Origin of the sequence: Proteiniclasticum sp., from assembly GCF_032054185.1 — a bacterium.
Lineage (GTDB): Bacteria > Bacillota > Clostridia > Clostridiales > Clostridiaceae > Proteiniclasticum.
In genome coordinates this window covers 102,235-114,373 of record NZ_DAMBTF010000008.1, presented here as the reverse complement: position 1 = coordinate 114,373, position 12,139 = coordinate 102,235, and the positions used below count along the sequence as shown (strand labels likewise).

Below are 12,139 nucleotides of genomic sequence, written 5' to 3'. Positions count from 1 at the left end.
TGACATAGAAAACAAAGAGTAAACCAGAGAAAAAGTGATGCTCTTATTTGAGGGCTGATATATTCTGAATACGAGTTTATGTGTTGAAGTGAGATTGGATCGCCTGGGCGGACCTCAGTAATTTCAAGTGTCTAATATTTTAGGATCGGTTATCCTGTGTTAGACTAAATTCATATAGATCCTGATGATGTATTGTAATGGAGAGAAAGGGGCGAATACGATGACCGGACCAGATAAGAAGAATCTTTATCCGAACGAAAATATAAAGACTGTCTGCTATATCAGCAATTTACCCAAAAGGCCAAATGTGGAGATCGGCGAATACACATATTATAGTGACAACAGTGAATCTCCCGAGAATTTTTATGAGAACATCGAGCATCATTATGAATTCTTAGGGGATAAACTTATTATAGGAAAGTTCTGCGCAATTGCAGAAGGCGTGAAGTTCATCATGAATGGAGCAAACCACAGAATGGATGGCATAACAACCTATCCCTTTAACATCTTTGGCAGTGGCTGGGAGAAAGTTACCCCTACAAGGGAACAGCTTCCTTTTAAAGGAGATACGATAATCGGTAATGATGTGTGGATAGGTCAGAATGTCACGATCATGCCGGGTGTTAAAGTAGGGGATGGGTCGATTGTAGCTTCTAACTCAACAGTAACAAAGAATATAGAACCTTATACGATCTATGGAGGCAACCCAGCCAGATTGATCAGGAAACGATTCAGTGATGAAAAGGCTGATTTTCTTCTGAAGCTTGAGTGGTGGAACTGGGATGAAGATAAGATATTTAATTATCTTGAAAAACTGACATCAGATACCGGTTTGGAAGAACTGATGGCAGAGGGATATCTGTAACAATCGTGCTGGCTGGTACCACTGTTGCTCATATACATATGGAAGAATAACTGAATCCGTTGAATTGCTGATGCGGTGTTTGGTGCAAACTGAGAAATTTGTAGTGTTTTCACTTTTATCAAATCGTAAGTACTTAGTCATATACTGCCGATTATTTCAGAATAGACAAAACTGGTCTGATATATTAATCGAAAAGAAGTAGATCATTCATATTATGGTAAAAACAATAAATTATTATTGTAAGAACAGAAAACGCAGAAAGATATTGTGGATATACATGATTCAATGATTCTAATAGTCTATCTGATCTTTAACAAGCTACAGACAAGAGTATAAAGTTTTGAAAGGAGATTTTACATATGCCATGGACAAAAAAAGATTATCCCGATTCCATGAAAAATCTTGACGAATCCGTAAGAAATAAAGCCATTGAAATTGCGAACAGGCTGCTTAAAGATAATTATGATGAGGGACGGGCAATACCTATTGCGATTTCTCAGGCTAAAGAGTGGCACGACAGACGTGGCGGAGAAACCACTTCTGAAATCACTCATCATCTTGTTCCTGAAGGTGATATGTGGGTATTAAAAGGAGAAGATAACGAAGATCGTTTTGAGTTTGAGACCAAAAAGGAAGCAATGGATAAAATAGACAATCTGATCAAGGAAAAAAGAGCGAAAGTGATGATCCATGATTCAGATGGAAACTTCCAGAGCGTAAAATAGGAGCATAAGCATCTCATAGACAGTCTGAAGTAATCGCAGATGTAGTCATTGATGAGACTCTCTTAAACTGTTTCATCGGTTCAGAATGCTCTGTTCATCCTATGGTTAAAGAAAAGACAGACACGAATAATCACTTAAAATGAAATGGGCTGACAGCAGTATCTTTCACTGTTATCAGCCCATTGGAATTATTCTGAGATTTTTATGGCTACTTTACATTCTCCGGATCCATATAGAACACTTCCCAATGATGTCCATCAGGATCGAGAAAACTTCTGTTGTACATAAATCCCATATCATTGGGTTCTTTTGATGGAGTGCCTCCTGCTGCCAGTGCCTTATCCACGAGGTCTTCCACAGCTTCACGACTGTCTACCGACAGTGAAATAATGGCTTCGGAAACTTTCTTTGAATCAGCCACATCATTGGTGATGAAGCTTTTATAAAAAGGTTTAGTAATAAGCATGACGTATATATCTTCTCCAAGTACCAGACAAGCTCCCTTGTCATCCGTGAACTGCATATTAAATGAGTAGCCTAATGCCTGGAAGAAATCCATTGAACGGGGAAGATCATCAACGGGTAAGTTGACAAAAATTTTATGTTTATTTGGCATAGTAACCTCCTTTACAGTGAGTATGGCCGTCATCAGTTATGTGTAAGTATCAAATTAATTAGTGTGCAACTGATTAAATTAATCCTAGACTACCATACCGAAATGAATATGAAGTTAAGGCAAAGTGAATAAGCCTGGATCATTCTGTGAACATGTCCGGTGTTATCCTTCAGGTTAAAACTGAAACAGTGTCACTATTTCCTTGGGTGCTGATAGTAGAGTCACATCCTTTCCGAGGAAGTGAATCCAGCTCTGCGTTTCCTCTAACTCTTCTTTATTATTCAGCTCTACAGAGAGTCTGCAGATTCCAGACAGCTGGAATGGACTGGTATAAGCTATTTTGATGTTGAAAGGATGATATTTTTTATATTGTGCGATGGCTTTAGGACCCAGTTTCAATATAACGTTAAAAGGTTTTTCGCTTTGCAGAGATGAAGAAATCATCTGTTTTCTTCCGATGATATTGATCTCTTCATAAACTTCGGAATCTTCAAGTTCTGCAACAGCTATGGTTATTGTTTTCTGCCTTTCGATGTCAAATGCATCGATATACCATTGACCGCTTTCCTGATAGAGATGTTTCAGATAGATATAAAACACCCCTTCAAGGGTTGTGAGTTTCAGAAATCGGTCAGTTAAAATGAGAGGAATCAGACTTTCAAGATTGGGATGAGGAATATCCGACATCTCCAGAAGCTCAGGATCAGACGGATTTGTTCCTGAAAAGAGAAGCACTTCATTGAGCAGCAAAAGATCCTCCTGCTGGGATGAGGTCAATAGACCGATCAGTTTTTCGGTTAATGTAAGTCTGCTTTTCAGATAAGGAAGCTGCTGATTTTTCGTTGCCAGGAGTGCCACAAACAGTGCTTTCACTTCCGCATCTATAAAATGAACAGGTGGGAGCATGGAATTTTTCATGACAAAATATCCACCAGAGCGACCGACTTCTGCCGTAAGTGGAACACCCATTGCTTCAACTTCCCGAATATCTCGAATCGCAGTAGAACGTGATATGCCGAATTCATCCATAATTTCGGAAATGGTGAACTGAGCACGGTTATTGATGTAGCGCATAAGAGTATTGATTCTTTCAACTTTTTTCATAAATAACCTCCAAAATGGTATCAGTTTCTGACATGTTTTGAGTTTATTATACAGTTAACAGAAAAATAAGGGTAACAGAAGTTACACCAAAGAAAGGAAGGAAAGAAATGACAAAGTACGAATATCTCGAAAAAGAAAGTTTCTCCATATTGGGTATCGGCGTTGAACTGAAGAGTGACTATATGGATCAGGACAGCATCAGGAGAGAAAAAAGAGACTTTTTTGATAGGGTCAGCCGTGACGGAATAATTGACCAGCTGAAGTCCATAGCCAAGAATGATCTGCTTTTTGTTGTCAACGAAGCCGTCGATAACAAAATGATGCATTATGTAGGCGTAATGACGGACAAAGAGCTGCCAGAAGCGACACGTCTCATTCAGTTTCCTGAAGGGATATATGTAGCTGTACCAGGAGAAGCGTCATCTCAGTTCGAACTTGTAGATACACTTACTGATGTGACGTTTGGAGAGGTGCTCGAAAAAGAGACTGAATATGCTTATGTCGGCGGACCGAATACTGCTGTCATTATGGGTGAAAAGGATGGTACTGTTGTAGGAGAGATGTGGATACCTGTTGTCAAACAGTAAATGAAAGATGGGGTGAGAAAATATTTCTCACCTCATTTAAATAGGTTGCCAATTGCGTAATCCTGTCATAAGGAATAAAATAACAGAGCAGCTTTTAAACCGAAGATAGTCTTTAGTAACATCTGAAAAAGGGAAGTGGATGAAATGAAAAGTGATGAAAATGTTTTGGACAGCGGTCCATTCTTTCATGGCACAAAAGCGGAGCTTAAAATAGGAGATCAGCTAAACCCGCTGAATAAATCCAATTATCAGGACAAGAAGTCCAGCTATATTTATTTCACGGGAACGCTGGATGCTGCAAAATGGGGAGCAGAACTTGCAGTGTCTGAAAGAAAGGAGAGAATCTATATCGTTGAACCGACGGGTAATTTTGAAAATGATCCGAATCTCACCGATAAAAGATTCCAAGGCAATCCTACAAGATCCTACCGGTCTCTTTTCCCGCTTAAAATTGTCGCAGAACTGTGCTCATGGGAAAGACATTCAGATGAAGAGATCAGTCATATGCTTTCTTCCTTGGAAAAGCTCAGAGAACAGGGACTTGATGAAATCATCGATTGAGAATGATGTCATCTTTTGCTGTCTCCTTTAAGTATGGATGAAGAATCCGGAGATTCCCTTATCTGACCGGAAACGGATACTGATGATGGGATACCCGATAGGCTTGATCATTCATAGAGATGATATTAATCATTGGAAAATCATGGGATTAAATCTCTGCCATGGTACAATGACATCATAGGGGTACATGATTGAAATACCAGAAAGGGAAACTATGTTGAAGTACGATGATTTATCGCAAGAGCAGCTGCTGGATAGACTGGAAAATTTCGAAGTGCCCACGAAGGGATTATGGAATGATAAATAGCAGAGGCCATGCTGGGATATTCCTGAATTCAGACAAAGAGCAAAAAAGATCTGATCAGAAGTTTTTATAAATGAAAAAATGAAAGAGGGAAAACAGATGGATGGAACAAACAGAAAAAATATACAGATAGGCTCAAAAGTTAGAATTGTTCAAAAAGAGGACCAGCGCACAGGAAAACTGACGGATGGAACAGTATCAGAAATACTGACAAACTCATCCAGCCATCCACATGGAATCAAAGTGAGACTGAGCAGCGGGATCGTCGGAAGAGTCAAAGAAGTAATCAGCTGACTGTATGATCCGAAAAGAAGGATATCACAATCATACCTGCATAAAAATGTATATAGGAGGGAGAAGAGCCTGGTGCAAGGGGAACAGACTGTGCATCAGAGTAAACTCTTCGTTTTAAAATGAGTAATTCAGAAAAAAGCGAACCGAAACATCAGAGAAGAAAAAGATACAGCGGCACACATCCGAAATCATATAATGAAAAGTACAAAGAACTGCAGCCGGAAAAATATCAGGATACCATAGCTAAAGTCATACAGAAAGGCAGTACGCCTGCAGGTATGCATCGCTCCATCTGTGTGGATGAGATTCTGGAATTTCTTGACATCAGACCTGGACAGACGGGTCTTGATGCAACTCTAGGATACGGCGGTCACACACGGGAGATGCTGAAGAAACTGGAGAATAAAGGGCATCTTTTCGCGCTTGATGTTGACCCCATCGAGCTGCCTAAGACGGAGGAACGTCTAAGGGGGATGGGATTTGGTCCTGAGATTTTGTCCATAAGGAAGGTCAATTTTTCGGACATCGATCTTGTGGCTCTTGAATCTGGACCACTTGATTTCGTTCTTGCAGATCTTGGCGTCTCCTCCATGCAGATCGATAATCCTGAAAGAGGATTTTCATTCAAGGCTGATGGACCTCTGGATCTCAGACTGGATCCGCTGAAAGGAAAATCTGCTGCGGAAAGACTGAGAAGCATGAGTCAGGATGAGATAGAAGGGATGTTCATCGAAAATGCGGATGAACCTTATGCAGCTGTGATCGCTCGGGCTGTGACTCAGGAAATAAGAAGAGGTACAGATATCTCGACCACAACAGCCCTACGTAAAGTGATTGAAGATGCTCTTGTTTTTGTGCCTGAAAAAGAAAGGAAAGAAACGGTCAAGAAAACCTGTCAGCGCTGTTTCCAGGCATTAAGAATCGATGTCAACAGCGAATATGAGGTCTTATATGAGTTTCTTGAGAAAATTCCTGGTGTGCTTGCACCAGGCGGGAAAGTAGCCATACTTTCTTTCCATTCAGGCGAAGACCGACTCGTGAAGAAATCCTTCCAGCATTATTTCAGAGAAGGAGTATACAGCGAAGTGTCACAAGGTCCCATTCGACCAACAGCTGAAGAGTGCGCAACCAACAGTCGTGCCCGATCGGCTAAACTGAGATGGGCGATTAAAGCGTAGCATCGATATAATGACATCAAACCCTGGTGCGAGAAGAAGAGCTCAGCATCAGGGTTTTACAGTCAATATCTGAGCCGAAGATATATGGTGATGTAATTGAACGCAGACGGAACTTCTAAGCGTTTTTTAAAGATCAGTACTGAAACTTTTCACAGCGTAAAAGTTTACGAGAAAACTGTAAAAAAACCGAGCATTATTCCTGCAAACGCGATATGATGTAGAATGGAATTAGACAGAGCGTCCTTATGACTTATTGAAGCCGAAGGATCATTAATTGGAGGAAACGAATGAAAATATCTAAAAAAGATGCCCTGCAGTGGTTTGAATTCTTTTCCATGCTGCCGGAAGATGAAGAACTCATGATCAAGCAGCAGGAAATTGTTTTCGCTACATTTGCACAGATTGAGGAAGCCATAGACCACCGCAATGACCAGCTTATGGCGGAGATTCCCAGTCTGAAATCTCTTGAGAGCAGAACACTTTTTGTGGGAAATGATGAAAAATTCCCAAGAGGCTGTAAATCATGTCTTCTGGGTACTGGACTAAGTGCAATCCGAAAAACCAATAAATGCAATATCGAGTGCAAGTTCTGCTATAACTACGGGGACCTTGATAACATTCCGCCAGTTGGCGAAGGTATGTGGGAAATCGGCGGAACCAAGTTTTATGAGAAGGATATCGACCTTCTTCTATCTACATACAAGAAACCGACAGGAATCTGTTATGTGTATCTTGAACCATTTATAGAAATTGAAAAATACTATTCCATCATCAGAAGGTTTAAGGCTGCAAAGATCTATCAGCATCTCTATACAAACGGTATTCTTGCCAATGAAGAGAACCTGAAGGCTTTAGGTGAAGCGGGACTTGATGAGATCAGATTTAACCTTGGCGCTGCAAACTGCTCGGACAAGGTGATCGAGAGCATCAGGATAGCCAAGAAGTATATTAAAAGTGTCGGAATCGAGACACCGATGACCCCAGAATTCTTCGATGGATTCATGAAGAAAAAGCAGATGATTCTTGATACCGGACTTGATTTCATCAACTGTGCCGAGCTTCATCTGAACGAGAACAATATCGACAATTATGAAGGTGAGAACATGTACATTGCAAGACACGGCTATATTTCTCCGATCTGGAGCCGTGAACTTACACTGAAATTCATGAAGATGGCGGATGAAGAAAAATGGGATATTGCAGTTCATGACTGCTCCAACCAGACCAAATTTGCTAGAAACCTTAACCTCAGCAGCAAAGAAGGAAAGTGGTTCGGTGCAAGCAGTTACGTCAGTGAGTTTATGAGAACTCCTTTCGAAGCCTTCCTTCCGATTCTACGAGATGACAGTTTTCAGTTCATTACTGAAGAAGAATTACCTGCCGGGTATAAAGCCGGAGAGATGTTCTTTTAAACTGAATTATTGTAAAGTCCATAAACAATAATGAATAAGCTCCCTCCATGAGAGACAGCGAGAAGGAAATACTGTCGATCAGAAAGGGAGTTTTTTTAGCCCTGTCATGATTCAAAAAAACGGATTTATACGATATAATAGATAGATCAGTTTATATCGATATATCAATAAACTACAGCTTATCATGTCTATAATACTTACTGAAGAAAGGAAAATTCTGAATGATAAAAAGACAGCTTGAGTTCAACGAGAAAAAAATATGCGGGGCCTGGCTGATCCTGATCGGTCTTGTCATCACGCTATCAACCCTTGCTGGCGGAGAAAAGCTGATCAATCCGATCATTTTTATGCTGGGATATGGGATAAGTTTCTATGCAGTTTACATCAATCCGACTATTGGAAATAAGCTATCAGAGGGTCCAAGCTCTGATTTCCAGAACAAGATGGGGAACATAGGAATCATCTCTCTGTTTGTACTGATGTTTCTGATTTCCGGTCCGTTTTTTCCTGCTCAGAACTGGCGTATGATCTGGACAGGTACTCTCCTGGCTACAGGACTTCATTTCTTTATTTTTTACTTTGTACATGGAAGCTCAATGATTCTACTGGGCGCAGCATGCACCTTGCTAGCTTCCTTAGCTATGCTGATGCCTGAGATTCCGTTTTTACTCATCGGGACTGGAGACGGACTGATAAAAGTTCTATTTGGTGGATATCTTCTGTTTCTTTCAAAGCCCACGAGATCTGGGATGCCGGTTAACAGTTAGGCAGTCGTCTCAATATAAAAGCTCATCAATGTGATGAGCTTTTATATTGGGATCACTATAGATGTCAGGACCATGCAGGAATCCATCTTAGAACTGGGATGAAAGATCTGTCGGAGGAAAAGATCATGAGACTATTCAATTCAGTGAAATCAGTTATTATGGAGATGGTGGTGTATGGTGGTAGGGACACGGAAAAAGATCTCTTCGGAAATACCTGTCCCTATAACACCAGGATGAGCAAAAATATGGCTGAAATGTCTTGTCCACAGTGCGGTATGCCTATAGAGAAAGCAAACTACATAGGTAGCAGCATATACTTCTGCAGAGAATGCCAGACCATTTCTGGAGGAAGATAAGTCAGGTTAACTTACTATTTATAGAAGCACATCGTGAAGTCATACTGTGATGAGATATATCGCGGCATGATTTCAATTTGAATATTATCATGTATTTTGTGGATTCTACATGGTATTCCAAGGGTGATTCAGTAATCCATAGAAATGAAGGTCATTTTCACCAGACCCGCTGCTTTAGATCGTATCTCTATATCCACCTGATGATAAATAGAATTCATTGTTGACATCTTATGATGGGAACCATACTATGGATATAACGATTGAAGAATAACCATATTATTTATTCATTATCAGAACAGACTATTTATCTCAAGGAGAAGAGTATGGATATCTATGAAAATGCGTTAAGGGTCATGATCGACCTGTTTTCAGAAGACCGCCGGTTCGCAATGGCGACTGTAGAAGAAAATAAGCCTTCTGTTCGAATGGTCGATACCTTTTACGATTCCGGTTCATTTTACGTCGTGACCTACGCCCAGTCGCAGAAGGTACGGGAACTTACTGAAAACCCTAGAGTATCTCTCTGCTGTGATCTATACCGCTTCGACGGGAACGCCATAAATATCGGACATCCTCTAAAGGCTGGTAACGAAGAAATAAGGGATAGACTGATAAAGGTCTTTGCACCCTGGTATTTTGCGCACAATAATGAAAATGACGATCATATGTGTTACATCAGAATAGAGCTTGAGACTGGTTTCTTATACAAAGACGGGACCGGATTTAGGGTGAACTTTCTGACCAAAGAAGCAGAAGAGTTTCCTTTTGAATCTGACATTCTCGCTGAACCTTAAAGCTCTGGACCTTTTCCCTGTACCGGATAAAAAGTTCAATCTGACACGAGTAATGGGACTCATCAGAAAAAAGTGCTCTCTTTCAGGATAAAGATTAAAGTGATGGTGAAAAATGGATAAAAACAGAAAGATATTGAAGACAGGTCTTTTTATGATAGCTGTGGTGATGATTATCAGTTCACTGATAGCATCAGGATTAGAGGTTAAAAAACCGGTATTTCTACTGCAGTATAGAGAAACGAATTTTGTGGAAGACCCCAATTATAATGATGTCTTTGCACTGAGATACATTACTGATCTCACAGATTATTCGAGAATAACAGACATCTCATTCCCGGAGGCAACTGACGTCTTATTTACCGTTATCGATAATGTCCGCAGAGGAGATCTTCTTCATATGTGGACACAGGAAGCGGAAAAAGAAATCGTCGGACGGTACTGTATTCAGACGGTACATGTAGAATTCAACAGCAAAGAAATTCACCGCGATGAGATCCTTCTTACCCAAGCTGAGGTGCGTTTCGATGATGGCAGGACCGAAACCTTTGACCTTGGAAGTATGTATTTTTATCGGGAGAACAGACAGGAAAACAGCAGTTTTAAGGTAAGCAGCAGTTCAAGTTCTTCTACCGGACATTCTTCAACAACTATGGAGATCAGTAGTGACATTGAGGTGCTGGATCTGGAATCTCCACTGCTGGACGAAACAGATGATTTTATTGATGTAAAACTGAACGGAGTGGATTTCAGAGAGATATCTAAGCTTCCCATAAAGAAAGGAACAAGGCTCAATGTCGAATCGTTTATCCGCTCACCTGAAGACATCATCCGCAGATACTCGACCTATGACTTGAGACCGAAGATGACCTACAGAGATACTGACAATCAGATCTGGGAAGCCAGAATCTATAATATCTTTCATCAGAAACAGTATTTCAGTCTTACGGATATCCTCAGATACTTAAAAGCACGAGGTGAAATCTGATGCATAATGGCTATAAAAATATCTTCAGAGGACTCATACTCATGTCATTTCATGTAGATATCGGCAATCTCAGATTCTTCCCGGCATTTGTTGGTCTCTATCTCATTACTATAGGACTTCAAGAGCTCTATAGACAAACGGGTCAGCTACTTTTCACCAAAGCGAGATTGCTCTCTATGGCAGCGTTACTGTTTTCATTTCTGACCAGTATATTCGGCATGATTTCAGAAGGCGCTTATGAGAGGATGATTTCCATTATCCTATGGCATACAGGGTATCAGATTCTCGAAATGGTTATGTTTTTCAAGATACTTGAAAGCTCTGTAGAGTATCTGAGGTCCAGAGACTCTGATCTTTCAGCAGATGAGCTCACAAGAAGTCAGAGAAACTATACGATCATATCAGTAGTAAACATAATGATTTTCTCGGTTTCTCTGATGTTCAATATATGGACACTTCTCACTATATCAAGCATCAGTCTACTCATCACAAGAATCTATCTGCTATTCATCTTCAGCGATTTGAAAAAAAGAGACGAACCTGTAACTGCAAGAGCGTAATTCATGAGGAATGATACCTTATCATTCGGCAGGAATGCAGACTGGCTGAGTAAGTCTATTATTCACTGTCTCGAGATTTATACTTTTAGTAACTGAAAGAAATCCTGAAAACACAGTCAAGCTGTTTTCAGGATTTTATTGTTTTCATTAATCGGGTTTAAAATCAAGTTTCCTGATTTCTGCACGATCATCGAACATACGGTCATCTCGGATAAATGTTGTGGTTTCACGAATATCCCACTCAATTCCATGCTGATTTCTGAGATGCTTTACGATCTCCAGAAATGAGTACTTCGTATTTGAATTGAGCAGGTAGGTTCCTGACGGAAGATCAAGCGCGGCATCAACTAGAGCCTGAGCAGTATCTTCAAGGAAACTGCAGGAAGGGTACCATTTTGAACTTGCTTCAATGAATCCTTTTTCGTTCTGAGCTTTGACCAGAAAATCAAACATATTGTTGGAACCTGATGAAGATCCTATCTGCCAGCCCAGACGAGCGATTACGGCATGGGGATTGCCCGAACTCACAGCGTTTTCTCCTTCGATCTTGTATCTGCCATAGTCATCCTCGGCATCGGGTATACTCTCAGCCGTATATGGTCCTGTCCCATTTTCCGAGAATACAGAGACAGATGAAGTGTAGAGGAGTTTAATCTTCAGCTCTTGTGTCGCTTTTGCGATATGTTCTACCCATTCCACAGGACCTGTGGCGATATGAAAAAAAAGATCCGGCTGAATGCTTTCGATGTAATGAAAGACAGCTTCTTCGCTGTCAATGCTGTTTTTCCTGCGGTCCCAGATATAAACCTCGATATCACGTCTCATCAGCTCATGATAGACGTAGGGGGCAACTGTTCCGTTCATTCCTGTAACAATAGCTTTCATAAAGGTTTCTCCTTTTTTCTGTTTTCATGCTTCTTATCTCAGTATATCAGAGTCAGCTTGTCCGTTCACAAAAGAGATGAGGTAATCGTAGTTTATACGTTAACAGTTTTAGAACGAAGAAATATATCGGTACATAATTTACAATA

At 40.5% G+C, this 12,139-nt stretch carries 15 protein-coding genes; 12 read left to right on the top strand and 3 right to left on the bottom strand.

Annotation, left to right across the window (positions count from 1 at the left end):
* The first annotated feature begins 220 nt into the window (after nucleotides 1–220).
* Together RTX25_RS06530 and RTX25_RS06525 are read left to right on the top strand one after the other, a co-directional pair.
* On the top strand, nucleotides 221–865 hold the full coding sequence (locus RTX25_RS06530; RefSeq protein WP_312651960.1) for a Vat family streptogramin A O-acetyltransferase: 645 nt from the start codon (nucleotides 221–223) through the stop codon (nucleotides 863–865).
* 359 nt (nucleotides 866–1,224) lie between these two features.
* Nucleotides 1,225–1,590: a DUF2188 domain-containing protein gene (locus tag RTX25_RS06525; RefSeq protein WP_312651958.1), complete on the top strand. Its 366-nt coding sequence runs from the start codon at nucleotides 1,225–1,227 to the stop codon at nucleotides 1,588–1,590.
* A 208-nt stretch (nucleotides 1,591–1,798) separates the two neighbouring features.
* On the opposite strand, the gene RTX25_RS06520 is transcribed toward RTX25_RS06525, so the two are convergent.
* Nucleotides 1,799–2,206 carry a VOC family protein gene (locus tag RTX25_RS06520; protein WP_312651956.1) on the bottom strand — a complete coding sequence of 136 codons (408 nt, stop codon included), beginning with the start codon at nucleotides 2,204–2,206 and terminating at the stop codon, nucleotides 1,799–1,801.
* Between the two features lie 174 nt (nucleotides 2,207–2,380).
* Nucleotides 2,381–3,310: an HTH domain-containing protein gene (locus RTX25_RS06515; RefSeq protein WP_312651954.1), complete on the bottom strand. Its 930-nt coding sequence runs from the start codon at nucleotides 3,308–3,310 to the stop codon at nucleotides 2,381–2,383.
* Nucleotides 3,311–3,417: 107 nt separating this feature from the next.
* Between RTX25_RS06515 and RTX25_RS06510 the strand changes: the two genes are divergently transcribed.
* From RTX25_RS06510 to RTX25_RS06465, 10 genes are all read left to right on the top strand, one after another.
* Entirely contained in the window at nucleotides 3,418–3,897 is a 480-nt protein-coding gene (locus tag RTX25_RS06510; protein WP_312651952.1) for a GyrI-like domain-containing protein, read from the top strand.
* 144 nt (nucleotides 3,898–4,041) lie between these two features.
* The gene (gene arr, locus RTX25_RS06505; protein ID WP_312651950.1) at nucleotides 4,042–4,458 is read left to right on the top strand and encodes an NAD(+)--rifampin ADP-ribosyltransferase; all 417 of its coding nucleotides are present in this window, start codon (nucleotides 4,042–4,044) and stop codon (nucleotides 4,456–4,458) included.
* 403 nt (nucleotides 4,459–4,861) lie between these two features.
* Entirely contained in the window at nucleotides 4,862–5,056 is a 195-nt protein-coding gene (locus RTX25_RS06500) for a YwbE family protein (protein WP_312651948.1), read from the top strand.
* A 119-nt stretch (nucleotides 5,057–5,175) separates the two neighbouring features.
* Nucleotides 5,176–6,234 carry a 16S rRNA (cytosine(1402)-N(4))-methyltransferase RsmH gene (rsmH, locus tag RTX25_RS06495; protein WP_312651946.1) on the top strand — a complete coding sequence of 353 codons (1,059 nt, stop codon included), beginning with the start codon at nucleotides 5,176–5,178 and terminating at the stop codon, nucleotides 6,232–6,234.
* A 287-nt stretch (nucleotides 6,235–6,521) separates the two neighbouring features.
* On the top strand, nucleotides 6,522–7,646 hold the full coding sequence (locus tag RTX25_RS06490; RefSeq protein ID WP_312651944.1) for a radical SAM protein: 1,125 nt from the start codon (nucleotides 6,522–6,524) through the stop codon (nucleotides 7,644–7,646).
* A gap of 221 nt (nucleotides 7,647–7,867) precedes the next feature.
* Nucleotides 7,868–8,413: a DUF6609 family protein gene (locus tag RTX25_RS06485; RefSeq protein WP_312651942.1), complete on the top strand. Its 546-nt coding sequence runs from the start codon at nucleotides 7,868–7,870 to the stop codon at nucleotides 8,411–8,413.
* A gap of 125 nt (nucleotides 8,414–8,538) precedes the next feature.
* On the top strand, nucleotides 8,539–8,769 hold the full coding sequence (locus RTX25_RS06480; protein ID WP_312651940.1) for a zinc-ribbon domain-containing protein: 231 nt from the start codon (nucleotides 8,539–8,541) through the stop codon (nucleotides 8,767–8,769).
* A 323-nt stretch (nucleotides 8,770–9,092) separates the two neighbouring features.
* The gene (locus tag RTX25_RS06475; RefSeq protein ID WP_312651938.1) at nucleotides 9,093–9,563 is read left to right on the top strand and encodes a pyridoxamine 5'-phosphate oxidase family protein; all 471 of its coding nucleotides are present in this window, start codon (nucleotides 9,093–9,095) and stop codon (nucleotides 9,561–9,563) included.
* A 112-nt stretch (nucleotides 9,564–9,675) separates the two neighbouring features.
* Nucleotides 9,676–10,548 carry a hypothetical protein gene (locus tag RTX25_RS06470; protein ID WP_312651936.1) on the top strand — a complete coding sequence of 291 codons (873 nt, stop codon included), beginning with the start codon at nucleotides 9,676–9,678 and terminating at the stop codon, nucleotides 10,546–10,548.
* Nucleotides 10,548–11,108, top strand: coding sequence for a hypothetical protein (locus RTX25_RS06465; protein WP_312651934.1), 561 nt, complete (start codon nucleotides 10,548–10,550; stop codon nucleotides 11,106–11,108). The genes RTX25_RS06470 and RTX25_RS06465 overlap by 1 nt, the downstream gene beginning before the upstream one ends.
* 147 nt (nucleotides 11,109–11,255) lie before the next feature.
* On the opposite strand, the gene RTX25_RS06460 is transcribed toward RTX25_RS06465, so the two are convergent.
* Complete coding sequence (locus RTX25_RS06460) at nucleotides 11,256–11,993, bottom strand: sugar nucleotide-binding protein (protein WP_312651932.1); 738 nt, start codon at nucleotides 11,991–11,993, stop codon at nucleotides 11,256–11,258.
* Between the last annotated feature and the right edge of the window lie 146 nt (nucleotides 11,994–12,139).